General features: G+C 39.3%; 12 protein-coding genes. 4 read left to right on the forward strand and 8 right to left on the reverse strand.

The window, feature by feature from the left end:
* The first annotated feature begins 89 nt into the window (after nucleotides 1–89).
* From R8G66_21975 to R8G66_21990, 4 genes are read left to right on the forward strand one after another with little or no spacing between them, the layout of a single operon-like run.
* Nucleotides 90–875, forward strand: coding sequence for an AraC family transcriptional regulator (locus tag R8G66_21975; GenBank protein ID MDW3195057.1), 786 nt, complete (start codon nucleotides 90–92; stop codon nucleotides 873–875).
* A 3-nt stretch (nucleotides 876–878) separates the two neighbouring features.
* Nucleotides 879–1,541, forward strand: a complete 663-nt coding sequence (locus tag R8G66_21980; GenBank protein MDW3195058.1) for a hypothetical protein — start codon at nucleotides 879–881, stop codon at nucleotides 1,539–1,541.
* Entirely contained in the window at nucleotides 1,507–2,376 is an 870-nt protein-coding gene (locus tag R8G66_21985) for an SDR family oxidoreductase (protein ID MDW3195059.1), read from the forward strand. Before R8G66_21980 ends, R8G66_21985 begins: the two co-directional genes overlap by 35 nt.
* Before the next feature lie 30 nt (nucleotides 2,377–2,406).
* On the forward strand, nucleotides 2,407–2,916 hold the full coding sequence (locus tag R8G66_21990; GenBank protein MDW3195060.1) for a nuclear transport factor 2 family protein: 510 nt from the start codon (nucleotides 2,407–2,409) through the stop codon (nucleotides 2,914–2,916).
* Between the two features lie 448 nt (nucleotides 2,917–3,364).
* On the opposite strand, the gene R8G66_21995 is transcribed toward R8G66_21990, so the two are convergent.
* The 8 genes from R8G66_21995 to R8G66_22030 form a co-directional block, all read right to left on the reverse strand.
* Nucleotides 3,365–4,768 carry an AMP-binding protein gene (locus R8G66_21995; protein MDW3195061.1) on the reverse strand — a complete coding sequence of 468 codons (1,404 nt, stop codon included), beginning with the start codon at nucleotides 4,766–4,768 and terminating at the stop codon, nucleotides 3,365–3,367.
* 1 nt (nucleotide 4,769) lies between these two features.
* Entirely contained in the window at nucleotides 4,770–5,225 is a 456-nt protein-coding gene (locus R8G66_22000; GenBank protein ID MDW3195062.1) for a hypothetical protein, read from the reverse strand.
* A gap of 15 nt (nucleotides 5,226–5,240) precedes the next feature.
* A complete protein-coding gene (locus tag R8G66_22005; protein MDW3195063.1) occupies nucleotides 5,241–6,104 on the reverse strand; it encodes a sulfotransferase in 864 nt (287 codons plus the stop codon).
* A 7-nt stretch (nucleotides 6,105–6,111) separates the two neighbouring features.
* On the reverse strand, nucleotides 6,112–7,344 hold the full coding sequence (locus R8G66_22010) for a hypothetical protein (GenBank protein ID MDW3195064.1): 1,233 nt from the start codon (nucleotides 7,342–7,344) through the stop codon (nucleotides 6,112–6,114).
* A gap of 5 nt (nucleotides 7,345–7,349) precedes the next feature.
* Nucleotides 7,350–8,573, reverse strand: a complete 1,224-nt coding sequence (locus R8G66_22015; GenBank protein MDW3195065.1) for a hypothetical protein — start codon at nucleotides 8,571–8,573, stop codon at nucleotides 7,350–7,352.
* A gap of 270 nt (nucleotides 8,574–8,843) precedes the next feature.
* Nucleotides 8,844–11,261: an FtsX-like permease family protein gene (locus tag R8G66_22020; GenBank protein MDW3195066.1), complete on the reverse strand. Its 2,418-nt coding sequence runs from the start codon at nucleotides 11,259–11,261 to the stop codon at nucleotides 8,844–8,846.
* A gap of 138 nt (nucleotides 11,262–11,399) precedes the next feature.
* Nucleotides 11,400–12,245: a hypothetical protein gene (locus R8G66_22025; GenBank protein MDW3195067.1), complete on the reverse strand. Its 846-nt coding sequence runs from the start codon at nucleotides 12,243–12,245 to the stop codon at nucleotides 11,400–11,402.
* Nucleotides 12,246–12,255: 10 nt separating this feature from the next.
* On the reverse strand, nucleotides 12,256–22,524 hold the full coding sequence (locus R8G66_22030; protein MDW3195068.1) for an amino acid adenylation domain-containing protein: 10,269 nt from the start codon (nucleotides 22,522–22,524) through the stop codon (nucleotides 12,256–12,258).
* Nucleotides 22,525–22,537: the final 13 nt, after the last annotated feature.

Here is a 22,537-nt window from a genome sequence, read left to right on the forward strand (position 1 = left end):
TTCGAGAGATGTTTGACAAGCTGAACCTTGGACAGCCATCAAATCCTTTAATCTCTATCATACGGGAATGGCCTGCGGTAGACTTTCAGGTGAATGAAGTTTCGTTTACTAGTGATCTGTTCTATATTCAATTAAAAGGAGATGTGAGCGGTGAATTTCTCTATGGAAGAAGTACTTACGATTATCAAGAAGGTACACTCCTCTTCATGGGCCCTAGACAGATGGCCACCTTCAATCGCGGCAATGAAGCAGTTAAGACCTCCGGTTGGACATTGTTGTTCCATCCAGATTTGATTCGAAAATCACCTTTAGGAAGGGTGATTAATAATTTTTCCTACTTCAACTACAATATCAATGAGGCCTTACATGTATCCGAGAAAGAGCGAAAGTTCATTAATACAGTTGTTGAAAGTTTAGAAAGTGAAATCCTTCAAAACACCGACAAGCATTCTCAAGGTCTTATCGTGAATCTTTTAGAAACGATTCTGAATTATAGTAATCGCTTTTACGATCGTCAATTTTATAATCGCAGCAACCTCAATAAAGATCATGTTACACGCTTCAAAGTTTTCCTAAACGAGCATTTTTCTGATCAGTCTACAAGAAAAAAAATCCCAACACTCACCGAGTGTGGAGAGGCTCTCCAAATGTCAGGCCCGTATTTAAGCGATCTTCTAAGAGTAGAGACTGGAAAGAGTGCGAAAGAGCACATATATGATCATCTAATCGGCGAGGCAAAAACCTCCTTAGCTTTTTCAACCAAAACCATAAGCGAGATCGCTTATGATCTTGGGTTTGAATACCCACAGCATTTCAGTAAGCTTTTTAAGTTAAAAACAGGAATGACACCCACAAAATACAGAAATCTCAATTGACCTATGCAAAAGAAAAAGCTTATTAAAAGGAAGTGGTTTAAAATCACTTCTATTTCTTTCGGAGCGATCTTCCTGGCATTAGTAGCCGCAGACATATACGTAAGAAACATGCTAGTGCCAGACTGTGATAGCGGGGAAGCGCAAATAAAATGTCCTTTCCTAGCGATTTCAAAGCCATCGATGGAAAGTAGAGAAGCATTTGTAAATGATGTGGAGAAGTTCGGTATGGATCGGACTATGGCACAATTGGTGGCAATTCAAGTAGGCTGGCAACAGAATGGTCTATGGTCTGTAATTAAAGGAGAGGCCCCCAATATTTACAAATTGGATCAAGTGCATGGCGTTACCCATTGCGACTTATTTTCTAAATACTTACCCGAACTGGAACAACTAGCCAAAGGCTTGGAAACAGAAGGGCAGATTACACTTCAAGATATCGTGGATATGAAAAAATGGGTAGCTAAGCAGGAAAATGTGGAGCCGAATGAGCCCAGCAAACTTGAGTGTGCATTGGTTTTTGTCAAAGCAGGTGGGAATCTGAAAACCCAAAAAGTATATACGGAAGACGTTTTTACATTCCTACAAGGAATACGTCCAAAAAGAGACGCACCAATAAGTCTTGACTTAATGAATGAAGCAAGAGCATTGGCCAACTGGGATGATTGAAAGAAATAATATCATACCTATGAAGACGATAGCAATTACTGGTGCCAGCTCTGGTATTGGAAAAGAGGCAGCTAAGCTTTTCGTGACTCATGGATGGAGAGTTGCTGCTACAATGAGAAAACCTGGTAGCGAAAAGGAATTATCTGAGTTAGAAGGTGTTAAGCTTTACGAACTTGATGTTACTGATACTTTATCCATACAACAATGCGCTAAGAGCATTTTAAAAGATCATCAAGGGATCGATATTGTCCTAAATAATGCTGGCTATGGCTTAGTAGGGCCATTTGAGGCCGCTACTCCGGAGCAAATTCAACGTCAGTTCAATACCAATGTATTCGGTTTGATGGAGGTGTCCAGGGCATTTCTCCCATATTTCCGCTCCAAAAGAGCTGGCATGTTGATTAATGTATCTTCATTAGGGGGACTTATTACTTACCCCTTTACCAGTTTATATCATAGCAGCAAATGGGCAGTTGAAGGATTCTCAGAATCACTTTCCTTCGAATTGGGTGAACTAGGTATTCAAGTAAAATTAATTGAACCAGGAGCAGTCTCAACAGATTTCAGTGGTCGTTCCATGGATTTTGCAATGCCTAATGATTTACCTGATTATGGACCTCCAGTCCAAAAATTTCTGGATGCCCAAAAGAATTCGGATAGGGTTCCAGCCACACCAGAAGAAATCGCCCAAGGAATCTATGAAGCAGCTACCGATGGGAAGCAGCAGTTGAGGTATTTGTTAGGAGATGCACCTCATACTATAAAAGTGAGAAAAGAAGCAGGTGATGATGAGTTTATTGCTGCAATGAAAGCACGAATATTTGATACACCATAAATCTTAACCCTTAACCCAGACACTTTAGATATGAAAAAATCCATTACAGTAAGACGATTTCTATTAGTTTCATTAATCATTTTCTCCGCGTCCTGTGCAAAAGTGAGCCATGCTCAATCTGATGATCATCCGAACCTCAAAGCAGCCAAGTTGATGATTGCAGCGACTGAAAATAAGGATATTGAAACCTTGATGAGCTTTTTTACGGAGGACGCCATATTTGCTCAACCATTTAACCCTCAGGGGGTGGACTATGCCTATTCAAGCAAAGAAGCTATACGGGCTGGCTTTGAGGGAATTTTTAAATTGATAGATACAATGAGCTATAAAAACAAGGCATTCACTCCTTCTAACGATGGAAGTGTTGTGTTCTTTGAAGCACAGGGGGATATGCAATTGTCAGGCTCAGGAAAAGATTATGACAACATGTATGTTTTTCGTGTCGATTTTGATAAAAATGGAAAAGTCACAAAGCTCACTGAATATATGAATTCGCTTTATTTAGCTAAAACCTTTAATGTGTTGAAATCAGGCGAATGAGACTGCATTATTCTGTTTTAAGGTCTTTTTAATAAGAAAACTAATACCTCAAGTTTTGATCAGAAGCCAATAAACTTCTGGTTAGCCATATTTACTAATAGATGAGAAGTTTCTAATCTTTTTGAGCTACTTTTTAGAAGTTGGGAATGATTTCTCAACATTTTCCCAACTTATCTGGGAAAAAACTGAGAACCGAACATGCGCTTGTCCGTTTTTTGTCCAAACAAACACCTTAAAGCTTTAAAATCAGCTCATACATTCAATGAAGGGCCATTTTATGCCTTACAAACATCTCATGTAGAGAGTGTGGTTTTGTTGGAGCGGGGGTAGAACAACTTTTATTGGTTTAAAACAAAAAAAGCTGCCTCTTTACGAGACAGCTTCCATTTTAACTTCTTTTGGTTCGGCGCATCAACCTGTTTACAATGCCAATTTGTCACCTACCTATTCATCGACTAGAAAGTTCTTCCTTCAACTTCATTCGGTTGATTTTTCCATTAGGTAACTTGGGGAATTCGGTTAAACAGATGGCAACATCGGGTACGTAATCTCTATTCATCAATTTGAAACAAGCCTTTCTCACATCCAGATCAACATTTTCTCCATCTTTCATCTGATAAAAAAGTACGAGTTCTCTCCCTCTGATTGAGTTCCTGTCTCCTGCGATGACTATTGATTTTTGCACTGCTTCGATTCCATGCTCAACTTTACGTTCGATTTCATTGAATGAGATCAGTTTGCCATTTCTATTTACGGTATTATCATATCTATCCAACAAAAGAAATCTATTCGACCCCTTTCGAGCACAAACATCATTTGAGGGGAACCACCCATCCTTGCTCGGCGATTTGGACTCAATCTGAATTGGCATGCCTAGTGAATCCATGTAAGTATCAAAGCTGTAGGGATGTTTTATTTCTAACAGGAATTTATCTTCATCAAGTGGCTTCCATTGAGGTTCGACTGTGTCAAGAAAACTTAAGTAACCATCGTGCTTCAATGCCGGCTCATCAGTTACAATTGACGTTGCAATGACTCCCAATTCGGTACTGCCATAGAGGTTGATTAACATACCAAATTTTTCTTCATACGCTACCCATCGAGACTTGTCTGTTTTATCTCCTGCAACGATTGATAATTTATATTTTTGAGCAGCCCCGGAGAGTTCAGTCAGCATATTAATCATAGAAGGTGCCTGAAATACAATTGTCGGCTCAAAAGCTCTACTATATTCAGTATACTTTATGATGTTATAGTTTCCCAGCATGTGAATGGAAGCACCAGCGATAAGACTTGGCAGTAATGCCGCCCCCAGACCGTACATATGATAGCAGGGCACACTAATGAAAACATTATCCTGGTTCAAAATATTGATTCGACTCAGTACATGTTTAGAATTGTATAAAAAGTTCGTTTTTGAGAACAAAACGAACTTAGATGAACCCGTACTTCCTGAAGTTTCTACTATTACACATTGGTTCTGTTTGAGTGGATAATCCTTGATATTTAGTTCGCTAAGTTGAACGACATCATTCAGCGACCAATCCGATTCCTTCAATCTCTTTTGGTCAATCGCTATAGAATGACTGCAAAACGTGGGGCTTTCTTCTTTTCCAGATATAAAAACATTTACGTTTTTAGAAAGTAAGTACATCAGCACTAGCACATCTACCGGGCTATTTTGGAAATAAAGACGGAAACAAGCATTAGAAGGAATGTCTCTTAAATCAACTAACCCATCAAGTTCCTCAAAATAGTTGCCTAACTGACTGTATCTGATGGTAATAAACTCATTTTTAATACAATTATCATTATGACGCCACTGTCCTTGTAATTCGTGTATCAAATTCATATTAACATCTGGTTAGCGACTCTTTATTGAATATCTCCTTGAATAAGCCAATGTATCTTTTACCATTCCATAGCTTGTATCTCTTATGATAAAATAAGTTGGAATGCGTGTTTAATATCTGCTGTAACCTGTTGTCTTTTAGCCTTTCAATGTATAGGTCACTCTTGGACAAATCATAGTTGAATATCTGACCAATAGGAACAACGCCAGATTCTACATGCCTGGCTTCAACCTCATCCAACTCTGCCAGCACCAAAGAACTAATTGAATACAAAACAGGCCCCTTGTCATCGCTAAAATATAATTCCGAAGCCCGCAACATACATTCCTGTTGATGATCATCTATGTATTTTTTTCTAAATGCCACCCGACATAATAAAACCTGACTAGCCGCCCGTTCCAGTATTTGGGTGGTTGACTTGTGGTCATCAAGTATGCTATTAATAAGATTAGGCATTAGTACAGCGTAGTTCTAACTTGATTTTCGACACAATAATTTCGACGGAAGGCCCAACAACTTTTCCGTCTTTTGAAGGTCATCAATAAAATAATGATCCATATAATCCCTAACAGCATCTGAGACAATGCCTTTTTTGTTACCCATATGATGATGCCCCATTTTGTATCTCATTTTCTGACTTATTTCCTTCGGGGCCGTACGCAACTGAGTTATCACTTTATCTCGCAGCACTCTTGTAACATTCTTTGGATCTGTTTCAATAGTAACATCTTGTCGAACGTCCAGAAAAGCGAATATTTTCTTAAGTTCCTCTTTCGTATCACTGATCAAGTTGTCGAACAGAACAACATGAATATTCTCCCTTGGGAACAGATCAAGGTAGAATTCCAATTTTTCATAGTAAGAGCCAATCGAGGTATAGTTTAATCCAGACGGAAAATAGCACGAAGCCGGAAGGCACTCGTTTTTTCTTCGCTTAGACTCCAGTTGCAGTGCCTCTTCCAGGTTTGCCACACTTTCATTACCGGTTCTTAGATATAAGGAATGCAACGAAATGATCATTTCCGTAGGGTGACGCAGCAGTATAATCGATTTTGATTGAGCGTTGTACTCCTTAAGTTTTTTGGCAGCCGATCGAAAATACAAATACCAAACCGACCCTTCTCCAAAATACTTAGCATCACCAGCCTGATCGAAAATTTGCTCATACAACTGAATATTGTCAACCACAGACGGATGATCAAAGTATTCATGACAGAAAAAATTGGGCTCTTTTAAAACAGACGTGTAAATCTCCGGATGCTGTTTCAAATATCCGTAAAGTGAGGTGGTACCGGACCTTGGCATCCCCACTACGAAAAGGTTTGGCTTTCTCAAAATTTGCCTAATCAATACTTAGTGACGAATAGAAACCGTCTCCACCAAAACGACCCCCCGCAATCTTTAGCAGGATTTCGTTCTCCCCGGCCTGTAAATCGAACTCAATACTTTGACCGGAATTTTCTTCATTAGATAGAAAATCGTGCCACGCCATTTCAGACACTTTAAGCTTACCAATGTACTTTTTATTCACCCAGACGTGAATAGGATTGGTATTTGAAATGTTAAGTGTGGCTTTAGTGGCTTTTTCGCTTTGTACAGTTTTCAAAGCGTAGACGATCTTCTTGCCGCTCACGCGTTCTGTCATCTTCGAAAGGTTTACACAACCTCTGGCATCTGCATTTACAGTTTTCCATTCTATATTTTGAGACAGTGAGTCATCAAGCACAATACCTTCCTGTTTGTGAATAAAAGGTCCCCACATTTTCCAGGAAGAGATCATACGGTCCTTGTCTGGATATTGGGTATTTGGAATTGGATCTCCTTGATAACTCAATTGAGAAATGCGCTTAACAGAAATATCGTCTATCCAACATGGAGATCCGGTATCTCGCGGCTTAAAGCCCAAAGACCCTGTTGATTGAAAGAAATGCTCAAAAGTAAGCTGTGGCCTTTCCATATTTCCAACATAAAAATGGCAAACAGAATCGTAGACTTCAGCCTTAAATTTCCTCCACTCTCCAACCTTTACAATATCATCGGCGGGTACATTCGCCCAAAATTCCGGATATAATTTTTGAGTAGCGTTACCATCAAAGTGAGGGTTTGCGCGAACTCTATTTCCTGGTTCATAATCCGGTATCCTGGTCTTTAAATATTTATTTCTAACCTCTAAATGCTCTTCCTTTTCTCCACCATAAGGCCCAAACAAATGAACTGAACCAAAATCTGCTCTATGTGAGGATTCTTGGTAGTTATAAATAAGGCCCATATAGTGATGATGGTTTTCAGGAAATTTGACATATCCTTCTACAGAATATCGATTCCACTTATTCGAATTATCAATAATAGCGTAAACGCTAGCTTCTGCAGGATACAATGCAAGGACCTTACCTCTCTGATCATCGCCAGATTCCACCACTTGAATTTTTGTCTTATTTGTGATCTTCCACTTAGACAAACCTGTCTCGAAATCCTCGTTAAATAAGTCGCTGCTATTTCCTCCATTCTTAAAACCTGAATACACGATAAAAGTGATAAACAAAAAATAAATGGTAATTCTACTATTGATTTTCATGGTCATTAAATTTCAGAATCATCTAAAGCCACATAAAAGCCATCTCCAGAATATCTTCCTCCGTTAGCTCTTATGATAAGACTATTTTTGCCTTGTTCTAAATTAATTTTAAGTGTATCTCGTTCCCTGGATGGATTAGTGATAAAATCTGGATATAAAAACACGCCTGTCCTCTTTGACCTGATGGAACCAACTTCTTCACCATTGAGCCAAATGTTTAGTCCAATCACAGAGTGAATCAATAAATTAGCCTCCTTCGGTTCGTCAGCGTCAATGTCTGTTTGAAAATAGGCAAGTCTTTTACCACCCTTGAATTCGGTAATTCGATCAGCTACGACGCACCCTCTGTTATCGGTATCAATCTGCTTCCAGTCGTTTTGCGCTGATGAATTTAGTACCATCGAATCCATGTCATGATGAAAAGGTCCGAGGTAACTCCATTTGTTAATGCATAATTCTCGATTTGATTGGATGTCCGACTTGAACCCAAGCTGCGGTTTTAGCGGCACATCTCTATTCACTACTACATTATCCAACCAAAATTGGCTACCGCTATATCTCGGCTTGAACCCAGCCTTTCCGGAAGAATACTCAAAGGCGTCAAAGGTCATTTTGGGGGTCTCCATATCATCAACAAAAAGTTGACATACTGAACCTGAAACGATTGCCTTTAATCGGTGCCATTCGCCGGACCTTACGACATCACCTTCCCTTATGTAAGAATAAAAGTCGGGATATAAAGAACGACTTGCCTTAAAGTCCCTATGAGGATTTGCCCAGATGACATTGCCCTGCTTACTTGGTTCAATAGGTTCTTGATTGGTTAGGTAACTACGATAGGCCGGCAACAAAGAATCAATTGGCTGGCTATAGGTGCCAAAAACATAAACACTCCCAAAATCTGCTCGATACAAATTTTGAACATAGTTGTATATGAATCCCAAGTATACATGATGATTGACGGGAAACATGAAATCAGCTTCTAGACTATAATTTTCCCATTTTTCCGAACCTTCAATCAATGCAAATGCTCCGGCTCCGTTGGGATGAAATTCCAATACATTCTTGTATTCCGGATCTCCAGAATCAACAATTCTGACTTTATGAGGACTGGTTACTTCCCAGTTTTCAATTCCTGCTTCAAAATCATCTGTGAAAAGAACAGAGTCGTCTTTAGCACAGGAGATTAGCATAATGAGGCATAGACACAATGCTACATTCCTATTCATGTGTGTAGGTTAAGTAATAGACAATATTTGATTAAAGATTCAATGCCATTTAGTTAAGAGAAATACATCGTCATTGCGAGTTGGCGATCGGACCGCCGAGTGGCAATCTCAAATGTCTTTTCGAAGCGCAGATGTAGAACAGACTGCTGCTTCGGTGTTGACCGACCAGGCGGTCCGATCAATTCCTTCGCAGTGACCGGGTCGCGAAAACCGGGTCGCGTCAGACCGAGTCGCGCAGACGAGTCTTAACTAAAGGGTATTGATTAAAGATTAAGCTCTGACAGCTTTTTCAGGGTTGGTATTGGAAACTTTGTTTACATAAAGGCTCACCACGATTACTACCATAGCCAATAAAAAGAAAGTAGGTATGTACATCAAAATCCAGGGGAAGTCAATTCTAAATGCATATGTTTCCAGCCAATTTCTAACAAAAAAATAAGACCCAGGTATCGCAATTAAAATAGACGCTAGCACCAATTTCAAATATCTTCTAACATAGGCCAGAATCAATAAGCTAAGTGTGGACCCCAATATTTTCCTTAAACCAATTTCATTTCTTCGATTTATCATATCTGTAAATAATATTCCAGAAATGCCAAGGAAAGTCATTACGATGAATATGATAGAAAGTGAGAAAATTAAGTATTTGAGTAAAAATTCGTTGGAATACTGCAAAGCATATTGGTCCGATAACACCCTATATTCAAACGGGAAATTAGGTAACAGTCTGTTCCAAATAGACGCTATTTCTCCCACTAAATATTCAAAATCTGCTTCATTATACTTAAAAGAAAGATTCTGCTGAGGTGTTTTTGAAAGCATAAAGGCGGTTGGTATGAAATCTACTTTGACAGACTGTTGATGATAGTTCTCAATAACAGCGATTATCTCTATTTCATCATTTTTTACCAGCAAACGACGACCCACTGCTGCTTCCGGGCTCGCAAAGTTTAGAAGTTCAACTCCTCTTTCATTCAGTACTATTTTTTTTGAAGTTGCCAGGTTCAGATTCGGTAAAACCTCTCCGGCAATAACCTTGTGGTTGTAATTGAAAATATAATTTTGATCTATATCCAAAGTAGACAGATATTGTTGTTTACTTTCATCTTCTCCACTTTTTCTGTACCTACGACGGTTAGGTATATCTTCACCGGGTAATCGAGAAGAATAGGCCAAATGACTAATACCTGGTTGGCTTTTCAATTTATCGAAAAATGTGTTGTAGCGTCGATTGAACGATGAATCTGAACGAGAAGTTTGTGGGGGTTTATTAATGACCAGGGTATTTTCAATATCTATACCAAGATCCCTTTCAGAGGAGTAGGTAATTTGCTGATTAACAGAGATCGCATAGATCAAAAGGTAAAATGTGGCTGCAAACTGAAAGACGAGAAATATATTTTTGAGTGGTTTAATTTTCCTTTCATTCACCATATTTCCTCGTCCTTTCAGAAAAAGAGCAGGCTTGATCGACTGTACAATCCCAGTAAGAAATAAAGCTGGGAAAATGGAAAAAACTAGGACAATAAGGAATGCTGCAATAAAAAACTCCGCTGTAAAGTAAATTTCGGAACCCAATACATTGTTTATTGGGGCTCTTAAAAGAAGAAACAATAGAACTGAAAATGCGACGATCGGTAAAACAATCATCGTATTCTCGAATATAATCTGCCTGGCAAGCAATGATCTATTTGCTCCCAGTGATTTTCTTACTACTACTTCTTTGACTCTGCCTAATATTTGTGATGCCTGGATATTGAGAAAATTGATAAATGTGATAATCAGGATCAGAATCACGACCCCAAACATGTTTCGTACGGTATCACCGTCTCCATTTTTACCGAATTCATACAGTAGATCAGAGTACAAGTACATGTCTTCAATTGGCTGAAGAGAATACTTATAAACCATGTTTCTTTTTTCGAAGGTAGCTGACAAGTACTTTAGAGCAGTATCATTTATTTTTCTCTCTACCTCACTTTTAACAGCAGTCTCATTTACTTTGACATATGTATGCGTGAAATGTGGCCACCAATTATTCCTAAGGCGCATTTGATCAAGCTGATTCTCAAAACTTGCTACCGCACTAAAGTTGAAATACGTATTTCCTGGTAAATCGTAAAAAATTCCTTTTACTTCATAATTTTTATTTGAAGAGAATTTATCGGAAACAACAATTACCTTGTTCATAGGGTCTTCATCACCAAAGATTCTTTTCGACATAGATTCCGAAAGAAATATGGTGTTCGGTTTCCCCAGGGCCGATGTATCTGATCCGTTCAAAAACTCGAATGAAAAAAGCTCAAACAAAGAAGCGTCAGAATAAATCATATTATCATCAAATATGACCTTGTCTTCATGTCTGATCGTTGCCTGGACGATCTTGCCTATATTTGAATAGTTGATTACTTCTGGAATTTCGTCCTGAATAGCCGGCCCTATCGGTGCTGGTGAGCATGCTACCGACAATGTAAGCGCGCCATTTTTATAGTTGTCAGCGATGACTCTATATACCTGAGATTTGTCTTTGTGAAAACGGTCAAAGCTCCTTTCATAAAAAGAATAATATAGCAAAAACAGGCTTGAGGTTAACCCTATTAATAAACCAGCTACATTTAGAAATGTAGTTAGTTGATTTTTCTTGATTTGCCTCAAGAATGTCATTAGGTAATTTTTTAAAATAACCATGCGTGCTTCTTTTTATTAAAATTATTAAACTTCGAGGGCAACCGATAAAATAGAATAAAACTTTTTCACTTATCTATTATAAGCCCGACAAGCGGTTTCTTTCTGGTAGTTTTTCTTTTGAAGTTTTTGTGAAAAATTTTAGAACCTCTTCAAAAGAAATTCACATATATGATCACTCAATTCTGCCTGGGACCACCTTGGTGTGAACGTATGGTCCACACCTTTAAAAACCTGAAAAGAGTAGTTAATCTCGCCATCAGATTTTAATTGAGAAAGCTCTTCATGTGAGGCTATTCGAAAAGTCTCATAGAACAGATCCCCTTCACAGAAAATGAGAAAACACTGTTTTAGCTTCATCACCTCAATCAATTTGTCGCTGTTTTTCTGCACCTCCTGGTGATTGGTATTACTAGATTGATTTCGTTTTGTTTGCTTAAATAGCTTTTTGTAAACGTCTGACTTACCAGAAATCAACCTGAGCCACTGCTGCTCACTTAATATTTTCTTTTCGTTAAATAAAATCTGCCTATTTTCTTTGGCTCTTTTGATTATACCTTTTGGAAGACCAGGGTCGAACACATTTGCATTAATAGGTATGATTCCTACGATTCGACTATCACTTAGTGCTGCCCTAAACGCCGTGGTACCTCCAGAACATAGCCCCAATAAGATGATTTTCTTGCCCCCCGTTTGCTTCTCAATTATCGATACCACATGCGCAATCTCAGCTACTATACTTTGATCATAATCCAGATTTTTGTCCAATTCATAATAGCCACTGTTAAAAAAATTGAACCTAAATGAGGCATATCCACATTGGGCAAATCCGCGAGATAGATTAACATATAATCTGTTCGGGCCTGTGGCATCGATAATCCCCGCGTTTATGAACAGTACAATTGGCTTTTCCGGACTAAATGCTTCCGGGGTGGTCAGTATCCCATTGCTGTGATATTTATCAATTGGAACTATAGTTGTCTGCATTTCTTTACGATTAGATAGAAGAAATCCATTTAATAATAGAAGAAAAGTCTTCTTCGGGAATTAATCTTTTGGCACCCTCGTCGCTTTTTCTCTCCCAAAAACGATTATTTCTGCTTTTCTGATAAGTTAAGTTGTCTTGATCCGTTTGAAGGACAAGATTTTCACCTCCGAGCTGGTAAATTTTCACATCATCCCTCGTTAAGGCATTGTCTATGTGCAGACGCTCAATTTCTTTGATAAGTGTATTGGGAAAGTAAGAATCTTTGAACTCCTCACCACCTTTTTGCACTCTTTTCTGAAATGCGAACCCACCATTAAACCACTTTTTGTGATTGGCTCTCGCTTCTTCAATGAAACCTGAACCATCTTCTACTGGCTCCCATAGAATCAATTTATCTACCCGTTCGAGGCGTCGGATATGCATCATTGACAAGAGCCCTCCAAATCGTAATCCTAGCAGGACAATTTTGTCGGGATTGCACTTCGTCTTGATTTCGTTTACTGCTGTTTCAATGTTACAAACCCAATCGTCGACAACAAAGTCTGATAGCTCACCTTCTGAATTACCAGTGCCTGCAAAGTCAAAATATATCGTTGGATACGCATGTTCTGATATCTTCTCAGCCAACTTCGAAACCGTAAACTTCGCTACAATACTCTCATTCCCAATAGATTGGCAAATGATTACTGCCACATTCTTTTTCGCGTTAAGGGGTTCATAGTAATCGTAGTATATTTCTTTGGACCGGGATAGACCAAAGAATGGTCTATTAACAACCCTTACTTTTGGTTCATTTAGCTGTCCTGAATCTATGAGTTCTGCCAGATGCTTAATCTTGGGGTTACTCATAAAGTCTATTAGTGAAAGACTTACCTGAAACTGATTTTCAATTCTTGCTACCAGCGACATGGCCTTCAATGAATTGCCCCCAAGTTCAAAAAAATCATGGTTGAGGCCTATGCCCTTGAGATTGAAAAACTCCTGGAATACCGTTACCAGAATTACCTCAGTCTCTGTTGTGGGTTGCTCGTAATTGTCCCCGTTAAGATATGCTTCGATATCTGGTTGAGAGAGGGTTTTTACATCGACTTTCCCATGTGTGGTGAGCGGTATTTCATCGAGATGAATGAAAATAGAAGGTATCATGTACTCAGGTAATGAGGCCATGAGATATTTACGAAGTTCACCATTAGGGAGCTCTTCCGGTGATGTGTAATAAGCAATCAGAATTTGCTCAACTTTAAGCCCTATTACTACCGCCTGTTTGATTTCCGTATGCTGGGTAAGCGCCTTTTCGACTTCACCTGGCTCAATGCGGTACCCTCTGATCTTCAATTGACTATCAGCCCGTCCTAGAAACTGAACATGACCGTTTTCTAACCATTTTGCTTTGTCACCAGTTCTATAGATCCTTTCCGTCAGATCAAAAGGAGAAGGCATAAACTTGGCATTCTCCCCATCGCTTGCGTTCAGATAACCTAAGGATAGTCCTGTACCTCCAATGTATAGTTCTCCCGCCATACCTATAGGGACAGGTTTCCGGTATTTATCCAGAATATAAATCTGTGTATTCAAGATCGGCCTGCCAACCGGTAGTTGACCTTCGTGGAAATCATAGTCGTTACACCTGCAAGAAGTCGAAAAAACTGTAGCTTCCGCCGGACCATAGGCGTTGATCACTGTTATACCGGGGAAGGTTTGATAGATATGATGCAATGTTCGGGCACTTACCGATTCAGCACCCATAATAATCTTGTTCAAACTGGTCTTCGTCTCTTGCGAGCTGACCTGTTCACATACACCCTCCAAAAGGGAGGGAGGAATACAACTCCACGTGATTCCATAGCTAGCAATCACCTTCGCGATAGTTGAAGGTGTGAACTCATCTGTGTCTGAAGTAATAAATAATTCAGCACCATTTAAAAGAGCAGTAAAAACCTCTAATACGTAGGCATCAAAAGAAACATTTGCAATGCATAGGCATACGTCTGAAGAATTGAATTGATCAGAATATGCGTTGTTCATTGACGTTACAGTATTAATCAACGACCGGTGCGAAATCTGTACCCCCTTCGGATTACCGGTAGTACCAGAAGTATAGATAAGATAGGCCAGCGTCTCGGCATTATCGAATTCTTCCGACAGAGCAAAAGGTTCATCGTACTTGACCGCCTCCTGGTAATGGTTGGTTTCAACACCTTGCACCTCAAACAAATTCACATCATCGGTCAGTATACACTTAGGCTTGCTGTCATTCAATAAGTATTGAATCCTTTGCTCTGGTAGGGACCTGCTCAAGGAAAGAAAGCCTGCTCTGAGCTTCAAAACGCCAACCATGGATACGATCAATTCAGGCGAGCGTCCAATAGAAAGCGCAACTATATCGCTATGGCCAACTCCCCGGCCCGATAAGTAATTGGCTACCTTCCCGGATAAGACAGACAATTCTCTGTAAGTAATACTTTTACCATGGGTGCTTACCGCAATGCCATCCGGATTTTTTACAGCGTGTAATTCTATGATGTCAGAGATGCTCTTTTGACCATCAATATTGAATGAAGAGGTCTGACTGAAGGAGGCAATCCGTTTAGCTTCTTTCTTATCAACTATCGAAAGGTCCTTAATCTCAGCTTTGGAATTAAGCGCTACGTTATGGATCAAATTCTCAAAGCAAGAGGCAAACCTTTTCATGGTCTGAGGTTTGAAGAGACTCTTCCTGTAAAAAATATTAAAGAGAAACTTCTGCTCTCTCTCATGTACCACTACTTCAAAGTCAAATTTCGGCGAAACTCCTTTTCGCTTCTTCCTTTCCAGGGTATACTGATCAAATTCTAAAGTAAGGCTATCAAGATTTTGAAGGATAAATAGCGTATCAAATAGTGGATTTCTACTAACCTCCTGATTGATACCCAGGTCATCTACGATGCGTTCAAAAGGGTATATTTGATTGTCAAATGAAGAAATACAAACATCACTAACTTCTTTCAGATAGGTCAAGAAAGGCTTGTCACCTACGGGCTGACTTCTCAACGCAAGGGTATTGGCAAACATCCCTACTATTCTTTGAGTTTCGGCTTGAACTCTCCCCGCATTCACAGTGCCAACAATTAGATCCTCTTGCCCGGTATATTTTGAAAGCAAAACTTTGTAGAGACTCAAAAGCAAAGTATATACAGTCACCTCGCTACTTCTGCATATCTCTTTGAGTGACGCTGATATTTCTGCAGACAGCTCGAAAGAAACGATATCTCCTTCAAGGTTTTGCTGAGCAGAACGTGTAAAGTCCATTGGAAACTCCAAAACGGGAATTTCACCAGAGAATACTTCTTGCCAATATTGCTTTTGCTTAACTAACCCGTCGCTTTTAAATAAATCTTGTTCCCAGGTGGTATAATCCTTAAACGCTACCTCTAGTTGTTCTAATTCCTGACCGTTATAGATTTTGTTTAATTCATCAATTAATATTCCATTTGAAAAACCATCTGAAATAATGTGGTGTATGTCCATGAGAAAGCAATGCTTCTCAGGGTTCAGGCGATGGAGTTGAAACCTAAACAAAGGACCCTGGGTCAGGTCAAAGGGTCTTTTGAATTTTTCAATTGTGTCTTCTAAGTGGTCCTCTTCTGTTTCATAGAAGTCAACACAATGCTCAGGAGTGTCCATTATCTTTTGAACCAGCTCCTCTCCATCCAAAACGAAATAGGTTCTCAAAGACTCATGCCGCTCCACCAGTCGTCTGACAGACTCCATTAATTTATCTGAATCTACTTCTCCATGAAAGAAGTAGCATGAAAACATGTTGTAAGTAGTACTCTCAACATTGAGCCTGTGCAGTGCAAAAAGACGCTTTTGATTGGAAGAGGCATGATAAATTTTTCTACCTGCATCTGGTTTAATTTCAGGTAATTTTTCTGACTGACCTGGATGTTGGTCTTCACCTTTGATCACAAAACTTTCCAGAAATGCAATCGTAGGCTGTTTATAGAAATCTTTTAAACTCAGGCGTAAATCAAATGCTTTATTGAAAGCTGATAACAAATGCACCAACTTCAGTGAATGCCCACCTAAGGCAAAGAAATTACTCTCACAATAAAGCTCGTCCCGCTCAATATTTAATAAATCTGACCATTGCTGCGCAATTTTTTTCTGTAAATCACTCGTAGGTCGGGTCAACGTAGTGACTCCTTTTTGTATTTTAGGTAATAACCTACGATTTACTTTTCCTGAATTTGTCTGTGGAATTTCCTCCAATTGCATGATCCCCGATGGCATCATATATTCAGGTAGTTTCTGCCATAAGAAACTTTCCAATTCAGCAACGGATAATTCCTCGTCCGATGTAAAATAAAGGTTTAGCGTTTCTTTTGGCATGCTTGGGTCATGAACGCTGGCGGCAACATTTTTGACCCTGGGGTATTGTGCCATCGTTTGTTCAATTTCGAAAAGGTTGACCCTATTTCCCTTAATCTTGTACAAGTCATCTACCCGCCCTTCAAACTGGAGCGTGTCATCTTCTACTATCCTGACAATATCTCCTGTTTCAAATTGTCTCTCTTGTCGCAAGCGATCAACAACCGAACTTTTCTCTTTGACCAGGTCATCGACATATTCTGCCAGGTAAAAACTTTTGAGGGTCAATTCATATTTTCCATAAACCTTGATGTCCTTATTATCCTTCCCAAAACTAAGCTGCATGTCAGCGGGTGGATAACCAATCGGAATGTTGCCAAATTCCTCTAACTCATTAAAGGACTGTATGTTCAGACTTACGATGGAGGCTTCAGAAGCGCCGTACAAATTCACCAATCGTGTTTCCTCGGGGAAATGTGATTGATGATTCACTACCATGGAAGAGAATACTTGCTCTCCCCCTAAAACCACATATTTCACAGAAGGAAATATGACATGTTTGGGAGTAGACTGCATCAGCATTCCAAAGACTGTAGGTACAGAATGATAAATTGTGATTTTTTCCTCATTCAACCATTCCGACAAGTCCATGGCTTCGCCACTTTGTAAACCTATCTGATAGCTGCATAAAGTGGCACCATTCAAGAGACCACTAAATATATCAACGACCGAAGCATCATGGGCCGGATTGGCAAGCCAGGCCATTCGATCATTTGCATTGATCCCGAGTGCTTCTGAGTATTGGCATACGTGATATAAGAGGTTTCTTGCTGATTGGGCAACACACTTCGGTTTACCAGTAGATCCCGAAGTATACAGGGCATAAGCAATTTCGTCATTATTGTAAGTCAGATCCGTTGTAAAGACATTCTCTTTATTGGTCGCCAATTCCTTTGAATCAAGGTTCAATACCTGGATGTTACCCAAACGACTTTGAATCTCATCGGCTTGACTTTGAGCATCAGCATGGGTCAAAATCAATTTTGCCCCGGATGCTTGTGCAAGTGTCTCAAGCCTATCCAGCGGATAATTGATATCCAAAATGACATAAAAGTTATTTGACCGCAATACGCCGAGTATGGCTGCAACAAGTTCAATCCCCTTGTCTAATAGCAATACAACCGGCTGTCCGCCTGCTTTATCACTGTTAGGACTTTGAATTATTTGGTTTGCAATAACATGAGACAGCTCATTAAGCTCATCATAAGAGATTGATCTATCTCTGTCTCGAACAGCAGCCTTTTGTCCATAAGCAGTTACTATTTCATCGAAGTAGTCTAGAATGGTTTTGTCGGAATCTTTGTAATCAAGACGGTTCTTACTACTGATGGGCTCAGATGGCTGTTCAATTAATTGCCCTTCATTGAGATTAAATTGGAATAAGCTAAACGCTGAAATCTTTCTATGAGGATTCGACAAAACTTCATCCAACATTAACTGATATTGATCAGCCAGGTACAGAATTGTCTTTTCTCTTAATAACTTAAGATCAAAGGTGAATGAAACATCTATTTTGTCGTCCCATCCTAAAAGATATGCCCGGAGGTCAAAGTTTGACTGATCTTTTGACAAGCGAAGGGGAATAAATTGAAGTTCCGGGTGATAGTTTTTTACACCACTAATTTGATCTGTCTCTTTATAATTGAATAGTGTATCGAATATCGGGTTTCTATGAACATGCCTTTTTATTCCTAATTCGTTTACCAATTCGTCGAACGGATAATCCTGATTGGTGTGTCCTGAAATGGTGATATCATTCAACTCCAAAACGTAATCCAAAAAATTGATGTGCTTCTTCGGCTGGCTACGAATGGCCAATGTATTGATAAACAGCCCCAAAGTTTCACGAAATTCAGGCTGAGGCCTGTTATCTACCGGAATGCCAACGACAACATCTTCGTCACCAATAAATTCAGATAAAACCACTTTATAAATGGCAAAAAGGACGGCATGCATTGATGTGTTTATTCCTCCGCTAAGCTGTCTTAGCTGATTGAACTTGTCATCTTCAATAGAAAATGTAATGCGGCCTTGTGCCTCTATATCTCCATCGTTTGGTGTTTTGTCATACGGTATTCTGCTTTCATCAGAAAACCCATCAAATACGTTGATCCAGTATTTTTTCTGTACTTCAAGATTTCTTTTAGCACTTATCTTTAGCCAGTTTACATAATCGAAGAATTGATGACCCTCACTGTTCTCAAGAGGTAAACCATCATATGCTTTAAACACCCCTTTTAGCAGTAATTCATTAGAGGTGGCATCCGAAATAATATGGTGCATGTTCATCACCAATATATGGTCAGTGCTTGATTCCCGAATCAAGAATATCCTGCAGAGCGGGGCTTGATTTAATGGCAGGTTTTGAATCAAGCGTGAGAGACTTTGAACTGTTTTACCAGCATTATCAATCAACTCAATTTTAAAGTCAAACTCTTCTTCAATCTGCTGCCAAATCTCTCCATCAGCCTCATGAAAGGTGGTTCTCAAAATTCCATTATTCCGGATAACATTGATGAAGGCATTCTCAAGCTTTGCGATATCGAGATTTCCCTTTATTCTAACCGCATGTGGTGCGTGATATTTTAAGCCACCTGGGTTAAGCTGATGAGCAAAGTAAATTCTCTTTTGAGCCGAGGAAAGTTCAAATCTTTTATTCTGAACCCTTGGAATGACTTTTTTATCCTGCTCCTCAATCTTCTCAAGATACCTCGCCAAACTCTTAATGGTCGGAGAAGAGAATATTTTTTTGAGGTCTAGCCGAAGGTTGTAGGTATGCTCAAGTTCTCCAATAAGCTTTACCGCCTTAACCGAATTGCCCCCGATGAGGAAGAAGTTATCAAGAATTGACAATTGATCCAGCGAGAAAAGCTCCATCCAAATTTTGAATAAAACATGCTCGTATTCAGTTTGCGGTAAAACAACACTTTCTAACTGCAGTTCACGTGAATCAGGAGCTGGTAATCGGCCTACATCAATTTTTCCGTTATTCGTTGTGGGGAATTGATCCAGCTGATAAATAAATGCTGGTAACATATAGTAGGGCAACTTTGCTTCCAATTGCACCTGCATTGCATCAATTTCAATTTTTTGGGCCGCTGTGAAATAGGCACATAAAATGACATCTTCCTGATTGGGTTTAAATACATTGACAAAAACACCATACACACCGTTAATGGAGCTAATAGCTGATTCTATTTCGCCTTTTTCAATTCTGAACCCTTTTATTTTTACCTGTTCGTCATTTCTTCCAATAAAATCTATTGTACCATTAGGTAGCCATCTGGCAATGTCCCCCGTTTTGTACATTTTGCCATACCCGGCAAACGGATCATCTACAAATTTTTCGTTGGTCAACGCTTCATTGTTCACGTATCCCTGACCAACGCTTTTTCCAGCAATACACAATTCTCCAGGTACCCCTATAGGAGTGATTCTTTGATACTTGTCTAGTATATGTATCTGCGTATTATATAAGGGTCTTCCAATTACAGGCGTTTCAATGAATGCATCCAAATTATCGGGAGTAACCAGATGAGATGTTGAAGCAATTGTTACTTCCGTAGGACCATACGCATTAAAGACTTTAACATGTGGTAGTTGATCCAAAATAACCCTTATCGTACTGGTTTTTACCTTTTCTCCTCCTGCCATTACTACCCTCATGGACTTGAATTTCGAAGAAGAAAAATACGGTGAATCAACAATTACGCTTAAAATAGAAGGGGTCGTCGGAATGACTGTTATTTCCTCATTATGAATGTATTCATTCATAATTTCCGCATTCAAAACCTGCTCCTTTTTTGGTAAATGTAGCTCTGCGCCAGTTGTCAGAGACGGAAAAATACTAATGTAGGCAGCATCAAATGCAAAAGACGTTGTAGTAACAAACTTGTCCTTACTTGAGACTTCATAATCATCATTGACCCATGTAATATAGTTGAGCATGTTGCCATGAGAAATCTTTGTCCCTTTAGGTTTCCCCGTAGTTCCTGAAGTATATATTACATATATTTGATCGTCCGGTGAAATATCAATTAACCGCTCACCTGAATTCGGTGTTTTGTTGATAAGTTGTTCCAATTCACTGACTGGAACCGGAACATTTTTCCTATCAATATGTGTACTGCCAAGTACCAAAGCAGTGTTACAATTAGAAAGAATGTATTTGATTCTTTCCATGGGCAGTTCAGGATCAATTGCCAAATAGGTACCACCCGCTTTCAGTATGCCCAAAATACCAATTATTGTCTCTATCGAAGGGTCAGATAAGAGTGCACATATCGCACCCTTCTTCAATCCTCCATCTAACAAATTGAAAGCAACATTATTACTTAGCCTGCCAAGCTCACGGTAAGTAATTGTTCTTGTTCCTTCCTTCAGTGCGATTTTATCCGGATACGTAGCCGTTGCATTTTCAATTAGATCTAAAATCGAACGGCACTGGGGCAAAGGGTTGGAAAAATCTGTCTTGTTAAATTCATTCAGGATTTTTTCTCTCTCGGTTTTTGAAATATGCGACACCTCGCTGAGCGAAATCTCTTCATTTTCTATGACTTGAGAAAGTATATCCAGGTAACTCGCTGACAGACCATTTAGGTACTCCCTACTCAATTGTGCTTCATCACATATAAATCGAATTTTTATATCAGTAATGCTATCGATCACAGTCAATGAAAGCGCAGCATGGGTTGCCCTACTCTTCTTATCAAAGAAGTTATTCTTAAATGGATCAATCCGAATTCCACTTACATGCTCGTCATTCCTACCCGTCCCAGGGTCTTTTATTAAATTGAAAGTAACATTAAAAAGAGGATTCAATATATCACCGCTGTTATTATACCCACAATCCCTTATGAGATCTTCATATAGATACGCTCTCCTTGAATATGCCTCGATAAAGTCATCGTTGACCTTTTTGATATATTGCTTTAGACTCTGATTGCGGTCGATGGTAGATTTCAGTGGCAAGGTATTGGCAAACAGCCCCAGGCCTTTTTTGAATTGAGATTTATTTGCATCTCGCCCATTGACTACTGTACCCACCATCAACTCTGTGTGAGCTGTATAACCATGCAACAGCAGATAAAGTGAGGTAAGGAATGGAGCGGAAAATATCACTCTTTTTCGCAAACAGTGATTTCTTATTTTTTCCGTCAGCTCAGAACTGATAACGATCTCTTGATAGTTGGCTTTTTCAGACAAATCATTTTCAAAAGCCATGGCAGGTAATTCAAGGAAGAAGGAACTACCCTGAATTTTTGACTTCCACCAGAGCCTTAACTCATCGTATCTTGGGGAGTTTTTAAACTCTTTTTGCCATAAGGCATAATCATGATACTGGACACTTTGATTATCCTCCTCTGCCGCACGTCCATTCAGAAGTGAATGATATTTGTCTACTATTCTTTTTTTAAGCACCTGATTAGACGTAGCATCAGAAATGATATGATGCTTGCAAGAAAACAGCAGGTGCTTTTTATCATCAATTTTGACCAGGACAAACTTAATGAGAGGTAAGCGCTCCAGTTGGAATTCCGTGGCATTGAGATTTGTGCTGATTTGCTTTATCGTATCAGCATAATCTTCTTGTTGAGCACTTATGTCAGACAGGGCAAAATACGAATCAAAGTCAAACTCATCTTGAATGGATTGTTTAACGCTATCATCTTCCAGAATAAAGACGGTTTTGTATATTAGATGCTCACTTATAATGGACTTAAGTGCCCTTTTGAATACATCATAATCTAAATCACCACCAATTTCCCACACAGTGGTTCTTGTCCATCGAGAGTGATCTTCGGCTTGCAAATCATGAAACCAAACACCTTCTTGCTGTGTAGACAGAGGGTATGTTTTGTATTCCATAGCTGATGATACT

Source organism: Cytophagales bacterium, from assembly GCA_033344775.1.
In the GTDB taxonomy this organism is placed as follows: Bacteria; Bacteroidota; Bacteroidia; order Cytophagales; family Cyclobacteriaceae; genus JAWPMT01.

Bases quoted from the DNA above. Each gene is read 5' to 3' on its own strand.
- R8G66_21990 (MDW3195060.1), top strand. From the start codon at position 2,407: ATGAAAAAATCCATTACAGTAAGACGATTTCTATTAGTTTCATTAATC.
- R8G66_22000 (MDW3195062.1), bottom strand. From the start codon at position 5,225: ATGCCTAATCTTATTAATAGCATACTTGATGACCACAAGTCAACCACC.
- R8G66_21995 (MDW3195061.1), bottom strand. From the start codon at position 4,768: ATGAATTTGATACACGAATTACAAGGACAGTGGCGTCATAATGATAAT.
- R8G66_22020 (MDW3195066.1), bottom strand. From the start codon at position 11,261: ATGGTTATTTTAAAAAATTACCTAATGACATTCTTGAGGCAAATCAAG.
- R8G66_21980 (MDW3195058.1), top strand. From the start codon at position 879: ATGCAAAAGAAAAAGCTTATTAAAAGGAAGTGGTTTAAAATCACTTCT.
- R8G66_22015 (MDW3195065.1), bottom strand. From the start codon at position 8,573: ATGAATAGGAATGTAGCATTGTGTCTATGCCTCATTATGCTAATCTCC.
- R8G66_21985 (MDW3195059.1), top strand. From the start codon at position 1,507: ATGAAGCAAGAGCATTGGCCAACTGGGATGATTGAAAGAAATAATATC.
- R8G66_22030 (MDW3195068.1), bottom strand. From the start codon at position 22,524: ATGGAATACAAAACATACCCTCTGTCTACACAGCAAGAAGGTGTTTGG.
- R8G66_22010 (MDW3195064.1), bottom strand. From the start codon at position 7,344: ATGAAAATCAATAGTAGAATTACCATTTATTTTTTGTTTATCACTTTT.
- R8G66_22025 (MDW3195067.1), bottom strand. From the start codon at position 12,245: ATGCAGACAACTATAGTTCCAATTGATAAATATCACAGCAATGGGATA.